The organism is Brevundimonas sp. 2YAF1, assembly GCF_052114745.1.
Classification (GTDB): domain Bacteria; phylum Pseudomonadota; class Alphaproteobacteria; order Caulobacterales; family Caulobacteraceae; genus Brevundimonas.
Genome location: NZ_JBFRFI010000003.1, coordinates 251494 through 264997 on the forward strand (window position 1 = coordinate 251494; position 13504 = coordinate 264997).

The 13504-nt window shown below is 67.8% G+C and carries 10 protein-coding genes; 6 read left to right on the plus strand and 4 right to left on the minus strand.

What is annotated here, in order from left to right; all coding sequences use genetic code 11:
- The first annotated feature begins 1 nt into the window (after window position 1).
- From AB4Y68_RS06450 to lpdA, 3 genes are all read left to right on the plus strand, one after another.
- Window positions 2-1123, plus strand: a complete 1122-nt coding sequence (locus AB4Y68_RS06450) for an alpha-ketoacid dehydrogenase subunit beta (protein ID WP_441454681.1) — start codon at window positions 2-4, stop codon at window positions 1121-1123.
- Window position 1124: 1 nt separating this feature from the next.
- Window positions 1125-2807, plus strand: a complete 1683-nt coding sequence (locus AB4Y68_RS06455) for a 2-oxo acid dehydrogenase subunit E2 (protein WP_441454682.1) — start codon at window positions 1125-1127, stop codon at window positions 2805-2807.
- Between the two features lie 142 nt (window positions 2808-2949).
- On the plus strand, window positions 2950-4377 hold the full coding sequence (gene lpdA / locus AB4Y68_RS06460) for a dihydrolipoyl dehydrogenase (RefSeq protein ID WP_441454683.1): 1428 nt from the start codon (window positions 2950-2952) through the stop codon (window positions 4375-4377).
- A gap of 198 nt (window positions 4378-4575) precedes the next feature.
- On the opposite strand, the gene AB4Y68_RS06465 is transcribed toward lpdA, so the two are convergent.
- On the minus strand, window positions 4576-4953 hold the full coding sequence (locus AB4Y68_RS06465; protein WP_441454684.1) for a DUF1801 domain-containing protein: 378 nt from the start codon (window positions 4951-4953) through the stop codon (window positions 4576-4578).
- Window positions 4954-5074: 121 nt separating this feature from the next.
- Between AB4Y68_RS06465 and AB4Y68_RS06470 the strand changes: the two genes are divergently transcribed.
- Window positions 5075-5431, plus strand: coding sequence for a hypothetical protein (locus AB4Y68_RS06470; RefSeq protein ID WP_441454685.1), 357 nt, complete (start codon window positions 5075-5077; stop codon window positions 5429-5431).
- Window positions 5432-5437: 6 nt separating this feature from the next.
- On the opposite strand, the gene AB4Y68_RS06475 is transcribed toward AB4Y68_RS06470, so the two are convergent.
- Both AB4Y68_RS06475 and clpB read right to left on the minus strand, forming a co-directional pair.
- Window positions 5438-5770: a GIY-YIG nuclease family protein gene (locus AB4Y68_RS06475; RefSeq protein WP_441454686.1), complete on the minus strand. Its 333-nt coding sequence runs from the start codon at window positions 5768-5770 to the stop codon at window positions 5438-5440.
- 1365 nt (window positions 5771-7135) lie between these two features.
- The gene (gene clpB / locus AB4Y68_RS06480; RefSeq protein WP_441454760.1) at window positions 7136-9733 is read right to left on the minus strand and encodes an ATP-dependent chaperone ClpB; all 2598 of its coding nucleotides are present in this window, start codon (window positions 9731-9733) and stop codon (window positions 7136-7138) included.
- A gap of 211 nt (window positions 9734-9944) precedes the next feature.
- On the opposite strand from clpB, the gene AB4Y68_RS06485 reads away from it, so the two are divergent.
- Both AB4Y68_RS06485 and AB4Y68_RS06490 read left to right on the plus strand, forming a co-directional pair.
- Window positions 9945-10391 (plus strand): BA14K family protein, encoded by a 447-nt coding sequence (locus tag AB4Y68_RS06485; RefSeq protein ID WP_441454687.1) that lies wholly within the window; start codon window positions 9945-9947, stop codon window positions 10389-10391.
- A 118-nt stretch (window positions 10392-10509) separates the two neighbouring features.
- Complete coding sequence (locus AB4Y68_RS06490) at window positions 10510-11154, plus strand: LysE family translocator (protein ID WP_441454688.1); 645 nt, start codon at window positions 10510-10512, stop codon at window positions 11152-11154.
- A gap of 21 nt (window positions 11155-11175) precedes the next feature.
- Here AB4Y68_RS06490 and AB4Y68_RS06495 read toward each other — a convergent pair whose 3' ends face one another.
- Entirely contained in the window at window positions 11176-13422 is a 2247-nt protein-coding gene (locus AB4Y68_RS06495) for a TonB-dependent receptor domain-containing protein (protein ID WP_441454689.1), read from the minus strand.
- Window positions 13423-13504: the final 82 nt, after the last annotated feature.

A 13504-nucleotide genomic window follows, 5' to 3' on the forward strand; every position in this document is an offset into this window, starting at 1 on the left:
CATGACCCAGCAAACCTTCACCGACGCCGACCGCAACGACGGCATCGAGCCCGACATGGTCGATCAGAACCACGCGCCGAAGTCGGAGGCCCCGGCCAACGGCGTCGTGCCGATGAACATGATCCAGGCCCTGAACTCGGCCATCGACGTCAAGATGAGCGAGGACCCCAACGTCCTGTCGTTCGGCGAGGACACGGGCTATTTCGGCGGCGTCTTCCGCGTCACCGACCAGCTGCAGCAGAAGCACGGCCTGACCCGCAGCTTCGACGCTCCGATCAGCGAATGCGGCATCGTCGCCGCCGCCATCGGCATGGGCGCCTATGGCCTGCGCCCGGTCGTCGAGATCCAGTTCGCCGACTATATCTATCCGGCCTACGACCAGATCGTCTCGGAAGCGGCCAAGATGCGCTACCGCTCGGGCGGTCAGTTCACCTCGCCGATCACGATCCGCAGCCCCTACGGCGGCGGCATCTTCGGCGGCCAGACGCACAGCCAGTCGCCGGAAGCCCTGTTCACCCACATCGCCGGGCTGAAGGTCGTCATTCCGAGCAACCCCTATGACGCCAAGGGCCTGCTGACCGCCGCCATCGAGGACGACGATCCGGTCATCTTCTTCGAGCCCAAGCGCCTCTACAACGGCCCCTTCGACGGCTGGCACGAGAAGCCCGTCTCGCCGTGGAAGACCCAGGCGCTGGCCCAGGTCCCGACCGAGAAATACGCCCTGCCCCTCGGCAAGGCGCGCGTCATGCGCGAGGGTAACGACGTCACCATCCTGGCCTATGGCACCATGGTCTGGGTGGCCCTGGCCGGCGCCGAGCACGCCGGCGTGGACGCCGAGGTCATCGATCTGCGCACCCTGGTGCCGCTGGACATCGAGACCATCGAAGCCAGCGTCAAGAAGACCGGCCGCTGCGTCATCGTGCATGAGGCGCCCAAGACTTCGGGCTTCGGCGGCGAGCTGAGCGCGCTCGTTCAGGAGCGCTGCTTCTATCATCTGGAAGCCCCCATCGCGCGCGTGACCGGCTGGGACACCCCCTACCCGCACGCCTTCGAGTGGGAATACTTCCCCGGCCCGCAGCGCGTGGCCGACGCCCTGAAAGCCGTCATGTCGGGAGGCCGTTAAGATGGGTCGTTTCGTCTTCAAGCTGCCCGACGTGGGCGAAGGCACCGCCGAGGCCGAACTGGTCGCCTGGCACGTCGCGGTCGGCGACATGGTCGAGGAAGACCAGATCGTCGCCGACATCATGACCGACAAGGCCACGGTGGAGATCACCGCCCCGGTCAGCGGCAAGGTTCTGGTCATCCACGGCGAGCCGGGCCAGATGGTCCCGGTGCGCGGCCCCCTGGTCGAGTTCGAGGTCGAGGGCGCGGGCAATGCCGATTCTGCCCCCCTCTCCCTCGAGGGGAGAGGGGCCGGGGGTGAGGGTGAACTCGCCGCCATGGCCGACAAGGCGCCGGTGGCGCCGCCCGCGCCCACCACGAACCCGCCTGCATCCACCCCCACCCAACCCTCCCCCCTCGAGGGGGAGGGCTCGGCTAATTATGTGTTCAAGCTGCCGGACGTGGGCGAAGGCACGGCCGAGGCCGAGTTGGTCGGCTGGCACGTCAAGGTCGGCGACGCGGTCGAGGAAGACCAGATCGTCGCCGAGATCATGACCGACAAGGCCACCGTCGAACTGACCTCGCCTGTCACCGGCACGGTCATGGCCCTGCATGGCGAGGCTGGACAACAACTGCCCGTCGGCGGGCCTCTGGTCAGCTTCAAGGTCGAGGGCAAGGGGAATGTCGCCGCTGCTCCGGCTGCCGCCGCGCCCGTCGCCACGGCCGAGAAGGCCGCGCCTGCTCCGATGGCCAAGGCTGCTGCACCTGCGCCCAAGGCCGAGGCCAAGCCCGTCCCCGCCATGACCGGCCGCCAGCCGGGCGAGCGCGCCCTGGCCTCGCCCGCCGTGCGCAACCGCGCCCGCGACCTGGGCATCGACCTGGCCTTCGTGCCGGGCTCGGGTCCCGCCGGCCGCATCCAGCATGAAGATCTGGACGCCTTCGTCGCGCGCGGGGGCTCCCTGCCCGCCGCCACCGTTGGAGCGGCCTCCTCGACCTACGCCCGCGCCGAGGGCGCCACTGAGGTCAAGATCATCGGCCTGCGCCGCAAGATCGCGGAGAAGATGGCCGAGAGCGTGCGTCGCATCCCGCACATCACCTATGTCGAGGAAATCGACATGACGGCGGTGGAGGAGCTGCGGGCCCACCTGAACGCGACCAAGGCCAAGGACCAGCCCAAGCTGAACGTCCTGCCCTTCATCGCCCGCGCCATCGTCGTGGCCCTGCGCGACCAGCCCAGCATCAACGCGACGTACGACGACGAGGCCGGCGTCCTGACCCAGCACGCCCCGGTCCACCTGGGCATCGCCGCCCAGACGCCGAACGGCCTGATGGTGCCGGTCGTCCGCCACGCCGAGGCGCTGGACCCCTACGCCACCGCCCTGGAAATCGCCCGCGTCTCGGGCGCGGCCAAGGACGGCAGCGCCAAGCGCGAGGAACTGTCCGGCTCGACCATCACCATCACCTCGCTGGGAACGCTGGGCGGCGTGGTCCACACGCCCATCATCAACCACCCCGAGGTCGCCATCGTCGGGCCGAACAAGATCGCCGAACGCGTGGTGGTCAAGGACGGCCAGATGGTCGTGCGCAAGATGATGAACCTCAGTTCCAGCTTCGATCACCGTATCGTCGACGGGCATGATGCTGCGGTCTTCGTGCAGCGGATCAAGGGCCTGCTGGAGCACCCGGCGACCTTGTGGATGAACTAGGGGGAAGCAGCCCTTCCCTTCCGCTCCCCCCGGCGGACGCCGGGGCCCAGTTCTTGAACCGGGCAAGCGGCCCATCAATCGGCCCGCGCTTTTGGGCCAAAGCACTGGATCCCGGCGTCCGCCGGGATGAGCGGATCGTGTGATGCAGACCCTCAAGACCAAAGTCCTGATCATCGGCGCCGGCACCGGCGGCTATGTCGCGGGCATCCGTTGCGGCCAACTCGGCCTGGACACCGTGCTGGTGGACGGCGGCGACGGCCATGGTGGGGGAGGATTGGGAGGCACCTGCCTGAACGTCGGCTGCATTCCGTCCAAGGCCATCATCCACGCGGCGGGCAAGTATGAGACGGTGCTGAAAGCCGCCGGCGACGGCACGCTGGGCATTACCGCATCAAGCCCGGCCATCGACCTGTCCAAGACGGTCGAATGGAAGGACGGCATCGTCAAGAAGCTGAACGCCGGCGTCGGCGCCCTGCTGAAGAAGGCCAGGGTCAAGGTCATCAAGGGCTGGGCCGAGTTCTCGGACGCCAAGACCTGCCGCGTCGAGACCGCTGACGGCCCCATCCTCATCACCGCCGAACACGTCATCCTGGCCACGGGGTCGGAGCCGGTCGAGCTGCCCTTCCTGCCGTTCGGCGGCGACGTCATCTCCTCGACCGAGGCCCTGAGCCTGCCCGAGGTGCCGAAGAAGCTGGTCGTCGTCGGCGGCGGCTATATCGGCCTGGAGCTGGGCATCGCCTTCCGCAAGCTGGGCGCCGAGGTGGCCATCGTCGAGATGGCCGACCGCCTGCTGCCGCTCTACGACAAGGCCCTGACCGACCCGGTGCAGAAGTGGCTTGAGAAGCACGGCGTCGAGCTGTTCCTGGGCGCCCGCGCCGGGGGCTTTGGAGACGGCAAGCTGAACGTCACCGACCGCGACGGCAATCCGATGCAGCTGGACGCCGACAAGGTGCTGGTCACCGTCGGCCGTCGGCCGCGCACTAAGGGCTGGGGTCTGGAGACCATGGGCGTGGCCATGGACGGCGCCTTCGTCAAGATCGACAAGCGCTGCGCCACCAGCATGCGGAACGTCTGGGCCGTCGGCGACCTGACCGGCGAACCCATGCTGGCGCACAAGGGCTCGGCCCAGGGCGAGGTCGTGGCGGAAATCATCGCCCATCTTTCTGGGAAGGGAGGGCATGACCGCGTGTTCGACCCCGTCACCATCGCCGCCGTCTGCTTCACCGAGCCGGAGATCGTCTCGGCGGGCCTGGGTCCGCAGGACGTCGAGGGCCGCGATGACGTGATCCAGTCCGTCTTCCCCTTCGCCGCCATCGGCCGCGCCCTGGCCATCGAGGCCGGCGAGGACGGCGGCTTCGTCCGCGTCCTCGCCTCGAAGTCGGACCACCGCATCCTGGGCATCCAGGCCGTCGGCCAGCACGTCTCGGAGATGTCCAACAGCTTCGCCCAGATGCTGGAAATGGGCGCGGTGCTGGAAGACGTCGCGGGCGTGATCCACGTCCACCCGACCCTGGGCGAGGCCTTCCACGAGGCGTCCTTGCGGGCGCTTGGGCACGCCATACACATTTAAGGGCGCTATCGCTCGCGACGCCGTCGCTCGCTGCTTGAGCGCCGCGTCTTCCTTCTCCCCTTGCGGGAGAAGGTGGCCCGTCAGGGCCGGATGAGGGGTCTCGCCACGCTGATAAGGGGCGACGAGTGAAACGTCGCGCAACCCCTCATCCGTCAGCCTTCGGCTGCCACCTTCTCCCGCAAGGGGAGAAGGACAGAGTCAGCGCGCCTTCTTCGCCGCGTTCGCCCCCGCCGCCGCGCGGATCAGCGCCTTGAAGGCCGCTTCGTTGATGGCCTCGCCTTCGTGCAGGTCGATGGCGCGGCGCGTGTTGCCCTCCAGACTGGCGTTGAACAGGCCCGCCGGATCGTCCAGCGACGCGCCCTTGGCGAAGGTCAGCTTGACGGCGGTCTTGTAGGTCTCGCCGGTGCACAGGATGCCGCCGCGCTCCCAGACCGGCACGCCGCGCCATTTCCAGGTCTCGACCACGTCCGGCAAGGCTTGATGGATCAGGGCGCGGACGCGGGCCAGGGTCTCGCCGCGCCAGTCAGCCAGCGAAGCGATGCGGGCGTCGATCAGGGCGGAGGGGTTCTCGGTCATGGCGGGAGTTTGCACCAAGAGCCGCTAAGAAGGAAAGCCAGTCGATCGTCGCGTCCGGCCGTATCGCGCATCTTGCCCGAGGCGGACAAAGGGGCGAGGCTTCCGAAAACGGGAGGCTTCAATGAGCGTCGAGACCCATTACCTGGCCGTCTTCACCAGCGACAAGACCGGCCCGCGCTGGCGGGCCTGGTATGCGATGACGGAGGCCGAGCAGGCCGAGACGGCCCGCGTCGGCGTGGCCGCCGTCGCCGCCTGGGAAGAGGCGCACCGCGACTCCATCGTCTGGCAGGGCGGCCCGCTGGGCCCGACCAAGCGCATCAGCGACGACGGCGAAGTGACGGACATGGTCAACCTGCTGACCGTCTTCATGGTGGTGCGCGCCGACAGCCACGAGGCGGCGGCCCGCCTGTTCGAGGGCCACCCGCATATGTCCATCTTCGTCTGCGACGGGGTTGAGGTGATGCCGGTGTTGGGGTGAGGACGCTCAGTCCGCGTCTGGCGGCGGCGTCCAGTTGGGAGGGAACCAGTCGGCCGCGAGGTCGCGCCAGTCCGGGTTGACCCGTTCGATCAGGGCCAGCTTCCAGTCGCGCAGCCACTTCTTGATCCGCCGCTCGCGCCGGATCGCCTCGGTCATCAGGACGTACGACTCGAACCAGACCAGACGGGTGCAGTCGTTCTCGTCGGTGAAGCCGGGAAAAGCCCGCGTCCGGTGCTTCCACACGCGGCTTTCGAGGTTGGCGGTCGAGCCGGTGTAGAGCGTCCCGTTCCGCCCGCTCGCCATGATGTAGGTCGCGATGAAGGTGCGATGGGTCCCCATACAGCGACGCTAACCCGCTCCCCCTCTTTCGTCATCCTCCGGCGAAGCGAAGCGGAGACCGGGGGACCCAGCGGCGCCGAAGGCGAAACCGCTCAACCCGCGAGCCCTCGACAGGGTGGCTGCTACGCGCCGACCTTCGGTTCGCGCTCCCGCGCGCCGCTGGGTCCCCCGGTCTGCGCCGCCGATGCGGCTTGCCGGAGGATGACGAAAGGGGAGCAGCAGCTGCGACGCCCGGCTTTGGCAATGAAACACCTCAGGACAGAAATTCGCCTGAGCGATGAATCGTGCCCCTTTCGTTCTTTTTGACTCCCAATTTGGCGCAAACTGACCAAACATGATGTGTGTCGATCATATCGCAAACACCAGATGTGGACGGACACGCCACATATTGTGGATAAGCGGCTGTCACTCCTAGACGCGAGTGCCAACCAATAAATACGGTTAACACGTCGCAATAGGCGACGATTCTCGATGGAGGACTTCGACCCAGATATTTGGAAAACTGCCTCTCAGCGCAGCCAGCGGTAGGCGTCTGCGAGAGAGAGCGGAGAGGAACACGGGGAACGTAGTTCTCAGGCCAAGTACCCGGAGCCCCTCTCCATCGCGCCTCAGAGACGCTGATCGAATCAGTGCGCGAGCCGTGCTTAGCACGCAAGCCCGCTTATCCACAGCGTCGTCCACGAACCTGTGAATCCATGTGATTCAAGGAGAAAACGATGACCACTCACAAGCCCGGATCAAGCTCAGGCCGCAACGGCGGCATCTTCCAGGAAATCGGCCCGCGTGGCGGAGCCCGGCCCAACTTCACGACGGTGCCAGACAATCATCGGCTACCGCCGACGACTACGCCGGGATCGACTTGGAAGCCGACCCACCGAACCCCAGACAGCAACCGCTGACTGGAGCTCGTGATGGCGACCTTCCCTCAGGGCCCGACTTTTCCGGAACGCCCCTTGCCAACGGCATGGCCTTCTTATCCGCAACGACCGCAACGGCCGATCTCACCTGATCGCCCGACGCGCCCGCAGAGGCCGGGCGGGCGGTGACTAACGGCGGGCGGTCCAGGGCGACCGCCCGCCCCTCTCAACAACTGCGGCTGAGCCGCTTGGAGAAAGCCATGCGTTACTACGTTAACCAGAACGCCCAACCAAATGGGGATCACGAGGTACACACGTACACCTGTACGCATGGGCCAGCGGAGCATAATCGCACCTACCTAGGTGAATACACTTCCTGCGTCCCAGCGGTACGGCAAGCCAAAACCTATTGGAAGTCTAACGGTTGCTACTACTGCAGCAACGCCTGCCACACATCCTAATAGGAAATGCTCCGGAAGGCCGCGAACGACGTTCGCGGCCTAATCCGCTAATGCACCCGCGCCTTCCCGATCTCCAGCCCGTCCGCGCCCGCTGACACGGCCACGACCGACCCGTCCTCGATCTCGCCAGCGAGGAGTTTCTTGGCCATGGGGTCGACCAGGGTCTTCTGGATGACGCGCTTCAGGGGACGGGCGCCGTAGACGGGGTCGTAGCCCTTGTCGGCGAGCCAGTTGAGGGCGCTGTCGTCGAGGGCGAGCGTCAGGCGGCGGTCGGCCATCAGCTTCTCCAGACGGGCCAGCTGGATGCGGACGATGCCGCCCATCTGTTCGCGGCCGAGGCGGTGGAACAGGATGATCTCGTCGATGCGGTTCAGGAACTCGGGCCGGAAGTGGGCGCGGACCTGTTCCATGACCAGGGGACGGACGGCCTCGACATCCTCGCCCTCGGGCTGGTCGGCCAGATACTGGCTGCCCAGGTTGGAGGTCATGATGATCAGGGTGTTCTTGAAGTCGATGGTGCGGCCCTGACCATCGGTCAGGCGACCGTCGTCCAGCACCTGAAGCAGGACGTTGAAGACGTCGGGGTGGGCCTTTTCGACCTCGTCGAACAGGATGACCTGATAGGGGCGACGACGCACGGCCTCGGTCAGGGCGCCGCCCTCGTCATAGCCGACATAGCCGGGAGGGGCGCCGATCAAGCGGCTGACGCTGTGCTTCTCCATGTATTCGGACATGTCGATGCGGGTGATGGCGTTGTCGTCGTCGAACAGATAGCCGGCGAGCGCCTTGGTCAGCTCGGTCTTGCCCACGCCCGTCGGGCCGAGGAAAAGGAAGCTGCCCAGCGGCTTGTTGGGGTCGTTGAGCCCGGCGCGGGCGCGGCGCACGGCGTCGGACACGGCTTCCAGCGCCTCGTCCTGACCGACGACGCGGCGGCCCAGTTCGTCCTCCATCTTGAGCAGCTTCTCGCGCTCGCCTTCCAGCATCTTGTCGACGGGGACGCCGGTCCAGCGGCTGACGACGGCGGCGATCTGCTCGGCGTCGACGACCTCGGGCGTCAGGGGGCCTTCATTTTTGCTTTCTTGGCCTGGTTTCTCGGCGGCCTCGGCCAGCTGGCGTTCCAGTTGCGGGATCTGGCCGTAGGCGATCTCTGAGGCGCGGCCGAGGTCGCCGGCGCGCTGGGCGGCGGCCAGTTCGGCGCGCAGGCGGTCCAGGGTCTCGCGCAGTTGCGCCCCCTGCCCGACCTTGTCCTTCTCCGACTTCCAGCGGGCGGTCATGTCGTCCGACTGGCCTTCGAGGTCGATGATCTCGTCCTCGATCTTCTCCAGACGCTGCTGCGAGGCGCTGTCGCTTTCCTTCTTCAGGGCCTCGCGCTCGATCTTCAGCTGGACCAGACGGCGGTCGATTTCGTCCAGCGCCTCGGGCTTGGAATCCACGGCCATGCGGACGCGCGACGCGGCCTCGTCGATCAGGTCGATGGCCTTGTCGGGCAGGAAGCGGTCGGTGATGTAGCGGTTCGACAGGGTGGCGGCGGCGACGATGGCGCTGTCGCTGATCCGCACCCCGTGGTGGACCTCATACTTCTCCTTGAGGCCGCGCAGGATCGACACCGTGTCCTCGACGGTGGGTTCGGCGACGAAGACCGGCTGGAAGCGACGGGCCAGGGCCGCGTCCTTCTCGACGTGCTTGCGGTATTCATCCAGCGTGGTGGCGCCGACGCAGTGCAATTCGCCGCGCGCCAGGGCGGGCTTCAAGAGGTTGGAAGCGTCCATGGCCCCGTCGCCCTTGCCGGCGCCGACCAGGGTATGCATCTCGTCGATGAACAGGACGATGCCGCCCTCGGCCGCAGCCACCTCGTTCAGCACGGCCTTCAGCCGCTCCTCGAACTCGCCGCGGTATTTGGCCCCCGCGATCAGGCTGCCCATGTCGAGCGACAGGACCTTCTTGTCCTTCAGGCTTTCCGGCACGTCGCCGTTGACGATCCTCAACGCGAGTCCTTCGACGATGGCGGTCTTGCCGACGCCGGGTTCGCCGATCAGGACGGGGTTGTTCTTGGTGCGGCGGGCCAGGACCTGGATGGTGCGGCGGATTTCCTCGTCGCGGCCGATGACCGGGTCGACCTTGCCGTCGCGCGCAGCCTCGGTCAGGTCGCGGGCGTAGCGTTTCAGGGCGTCGTAGCTGTCCTCGGCGCCGGCGCTGTCGGCGGTCTTGCCCTTGCGCATCTCGGCGACGGCTTCATCCAGCTTCTTGGGCGTGACGCCGGCGGACTTCAGCGCCTCGGCGGCGGCCCCGCCCTCCTTGGCGATGGCGGCCAGCAGGCGCTCGGTCGTGACGAAGGCGTCGCCGCCCTTTTTCGAGGCCTCCTCGGCGGCGCTGAAGACGCGCGCCGTGTCGCCGTCCAGATAGAGCTGGCCCGAGCCGCCCTCGACCTGGGGCCGCTTCTTCAACAGGCCCTCGGTCACCAGTTCGACGGCGGACGGATCGCCGCCCGCCTGGTCGATCAGCTTGCGGGCCAGACCATCGCGCTCCTCCAGCAGCACCTTCAGCAGGTGCTCGGGCGCGAACTGCTGGTGCCGCCGGGCGAGCGCCAGCGACTGGGCGGATTGGACGGCCTGTTTGGCGCGGTCGGAATAGAGGTCGAGATTCATCGTGTGCAGTCCCCTCGGAAGGCGGAAATACATCAACGCGCCCTTCTGCGAAGCGGCGCCTTGAGTTGTGTCAAACGAGGTGGGTGTGGCGGATCAGCCACGCAAGGCCGCGCCCGCCTCGGGCGGGACGGCCGCGCGAATATTTTGGGGGAGGGTCGATCCATCCTCGCCCCAGTCCGTTGCCGTGACCGGGGCACAATGGAGAACTGACATGAGAAGTGTTTTCGCCGCCGCCGCCGGACTGCTGATCATCGTGGCGGCGCCCTCGCTGGCGCAGCAGCCTCCGCCGCGCCCCGCCCCGGCCCCGGCCCCTGGCCACGCCATGCAGCCCGGCCAGACCATGACGCCGCAACAGCGCCCGGCGCCGGCGCCTTCGACCGCCCGCCCCCAGGCCATGCCCGGCCATATGGAGACAGGTCCGCGCCCCTATCAGGCGGAACCCGGCGGCATGCGCGGCGGCATGCACGGCGGCGAGATGAATTACGGCCGTTGGGAAAGCAGCTGGGGTCACCGTCCGCCCCCCCCGCCCGCGCATTTCACCCGTCATGACGACTGGTATCGCCACGTCCGCGCCTGCCAGCATCGTTACAAATCCTACAATCCGCGCACGGACATGTTCATGCCCCGTCACGGCCATAGGGCGCGCTGCACGCTCTAGCGCGTCTCTTTCCGTTTCCCCGAACGCCCGCCGCGATACAGCGGCGGGCGCGTGTGCAAGCACGCCGAGATTGAAGCGGGCGGCCTCCCGGGCCTAAGGCTGTCAGCGGGAGGCGAACATGGGGTTTCTGACAAACGGGCCGGTCGATCCGACCGTCGTCCTGCCGTTTCTGGCCGCCGTGGCGCTGATGGAGCTGACGCCGGGGCCGAACATGGGCTGGCTGGCGATCCTCTCTCTGTCGCAGGGACGGACGGCGGGATTGACGGCCGTGGCGGGGATCACACTCGGCCTGACGCTGTGGATGACCGCTGCCGCCTTCGGTCTGACCGAGGTAGTGCTGCTGTGGCCAGGGCTCTATCAGGCGATCCGCTGGGCGGGGGTAGGCTTTCTGCTGTGGCTGGCCTGGGACGCCTGGCGCAGCACCGGGGACGGCGCCGCCGCGATGCCGGCCGGGACGCGGCGACGCGCCCTGTTCCAGCGCGGGCTGATCGCCAATCTGCTGAACCCCAAGGCGGCCCTGCTCTACATCGTCCTGCTGCCGGGTTTCATCCGACCCGAGCACGGCTCCACCCTGGTTCAGGCGCTGACGCTGGGGACGTTGCATGTCCTGGTCAGCATCGCCGTCCACTCGACCATCGTCCTCACGGCAGCGCGCGCCGGAGGCGCCCTACTGACGCGCGCCCAAGGACCAACCCTGCGCGCCGCCATGGCCCTGGGGCTGGTCGCCATCGCCGCCTGGACGGCCTGGGAGACGCGGACCTGAGGCGTGCGCTCGCGCCCGCCGTCAGCCCCCGGTCTGCGGAGCCGAGAAATCGAAGCTCGGGTCCTGGGGACGCTGCCGCCTGCCGAAGGTCCAGGTCAGGCCGATCAGCCCGGTGCGGCCGCCCATCCAGCGCTCGGTCCGGTCGCGGAACTCCGGCGTGTCCAGCGTGACCACGTCGCGGAAGTTGTCGAAGACATCGCGCACGGTGGCCTGCAGCGACAGGCTCTCGGTCAGCTTGCGGCGATAGCCCAGGTTGACCAGGGTGGTCGAATCCCGCGTGCCCTGGGCCAGAAGCTGCTCGCCGGTCCAGACGGTCGACACCTGGATGAAGTCGGCGCTGGTCGGCTGCCAGTTCAGGCTCAGACGGCCGCTGGCCACGTCGCTTGACCGGTTGGTTCCGCCCGGAATGTTCGAGGCGTCGATCTCCTGGCGGAACAGGTTGACGCTGGCGTTGTAGCGCAGGGTCGGATGCAGCCGCCCGTTGGCGACCAGCTCCAGCCCCAGATCGGTGCGGGCGCCCAGGTTCTCGGGCCGGGTCAGCAGGACGCCGCCGCCCAGATCGGTCGTCACCGGGGTGAAGGCCCTGGAGGTGTCCCGATAATAGAGGGTGGCCTGATAGAAGGTCTGCTGGACCCGACGCTGCCACATCAGCTCGAAGCTGTCCGTCTCCTGCTGCTTCAGGTCCGGGTTGCCCGAACTGTAATTGAGCGGGTCCTGATAGGTCAGGAAGGGATTCAACTCCGAGGGACGCGGCCGTTGCACCCGCCGGCCATAGCTGGCGCGCACCGACTGGCCGTCGGACAGGGCGTAGGAGACGTGCATCGTCGGATAGGCGTTGAAGTCGCTGGTCGAGCGCTTCATGCCCGAAGTCGTCTGATCCAGGTCCCGCTCCACCTGCTCCAGCCGTAGGCCGGCCTGGGCCGACAGCTTGGCCCCGAACGGACGCTCCCAGGTGGCGTAGAGGGCGTGGACCGCCTCGTCGACGTGGAAGTCGTTGGAAACCCGGGAATCCTGAACCAGCGTCGAGGGCGAGGGGCCACGGCGCACCCGGTTGTCGAGTTCCAGCGACACCAGCCGCAGGTCATAGCCGGCGCGCAGCTTTCCGCCGTCCGCCATCGGACGCGTATAGGCGCTGGTCAGGCCCAACTGGTCGACGTTGTTGATCAGCTCGACCGTCTCAAAGGCGGGCGGAAGGACCGGCGCGAGCGTCTCGGTGAAGGCGTCGTTGGCGAAGCCGGCCCGCACGCGGTCCAGGCGCAGCTCGTTCGACCATTCGTGGCCCTGATCGTTGAAGCGGCGCAGCACGCGGCCCGTCGCGCCGACGAACTCGCCGGAATAGCCGCCGCTGGTCCGGCGCCGCCAGGCCGAACTCAGGCCGCCGGACGGGGCGTCGGCCTCATAGAGGTTCAGCGCGTCGGTATCGACGTCGATGTCGGTGTAGCGCAGCTCGCCGGTCAACTGGGTCTTGGCGTCGACGCGGTATTCGGCGCCCAGACGCAGATAGGCGTGGTCGGCGGCCCCCTCGATGGCCTGGGTCTGGCGCGCCTCCAGGAAACGACGGGACGGGGCGTCCAAGCGCGCGCGAAGACGATCCACCGTCTGGTCGAAGGGATCATGGCGCAGGCCGGCGTCGGCGGTCAGGGTGAGACGGTCGCGCGTGCGGGCGAGGTTGACGCCCAGGCTGTAGCGCCCGCTGTCCCCGACATTGGCCTGGACCGAGCCGGTCGTGGTCGCGGTCGTGGTCGCGCCCGGCTGCGCCTGAACCGGCTTGGTGATCAGGTTGATCACCCCGCCCGAGCCTTCGGGGCTGTAGGCCGCCGATGGATTGGTCATGACCTCGATGCGGCTGTAAGCGGCCGCGGGCAGGCTCTGCACCGCCTGGGCGCGGCTTTCGCCCGACAGCAGGGCCGATGGGCGGCCGTCGACCAGGATGGTCACGCCCGGATCGCCGCGCAGGCTGACGTTGCCGTTGGGGTCGACATCTACCGACGGGACGTTGCGCAGGGCCTCGGCCAGGGTTCCCGTGGCCGCCTGCAGATCATTGGCCAGGCTGTAGCTGACGGCGTCGATCGAGGTGCGCACGGCGTTGGCGCGCGCCGTGACGACCACATCCCCGATCTTGGCGGTCTGGTCCTGTTCAGGCGCCGGGGCCGGGCGCTGATCCTGGCTGGCCGCCGGCGGGGCCGACGGCGGCGTCTGCGCCAGCGTGCTCGCCCCCGGCAGCGCCAGCACCGAGCCCATCAGCGGAACGAGTGTGGATTTCAGCATGGCCTGCCCTCCCCAAGCGGAGGGCCTCATCGCCTCCCGAGCGGGCCTGCGCCTAACAGTCCGTCGCGGCCGGCCACAGTTA

Bases quoted from the DNA above. Each gene is read 5' to 3' on its own strand.
- AB4Y68_RS06455 (WP_441454682.1), top strand. From the start codon at position 1,125: ATGGGTCGTTTCGTCTTCAAGCTGCCCGACGTGGGCGAAGGCACCGCC.
- AB4Y68_RS06485 (WP_441454687.1), top strand. From the start codon at position 9,945: ATGAGAAGTGTTTTCGCCGCCGCCGCCGGACTGCTGATCATCGTGGCG.
- clpB (WP_441454760.1), bottom strand. From the start codon at position 9,733: ATGAATCTCGACCTCTATTCCGACCGCGCCAAACAGGCCGTCCAATCC.
- AB4Y68_RS06470 (WP_441454685.1), top strand. From the start codon at position 5,075: ATGAGCGTCGAGACCCATTACCTGGCCGTCTTCACCAGCGACAAGACC.
- AB4Y68_RS06465 (WP_441454684.1), bottom strand. From the start codon at position 4,953: ATGACCGAGAACCCCTCCGCCCTGATCGACGCCCGCATCGCTTCGCTG.
- AB4Y68_RS06450 (WP_441454681.1), top strand. From the start codon at position 2: ATGACCCAGCAAACCTTCACCGACGCCGACCGCAACGACGGCATCGAG.
- AB4Y68_RS06495 (WP_441454689.1), bottom strand. From the start codon at position 13,422: ATGCTGAAATCCACACTCGTTCCGCTGATGGGCTCGGTGCTGGCGCTG.
- AB4Y68_RS06490 (WP_441454688.1), top strand. From the start codon at position 10,510: ATGGGGTTTCTGACAAACGGGCCGGTCGATCCGACCGTCGTCCTGCCG.
- lpdA (WP_441454683.1), top strand. From the start codon at position 2,950: ATGCAGACCCTCAAGACCAAAGTCCTGATCATCGGCGCCGGCACCGGC.
- AB4Y68_RS06475 (WP_441454686.1), bottom strand. From the start codon at position 5,770: ATGGGGACCCATCGCACCTTCATCGCGACCTACATCATGGCGAGCGGG.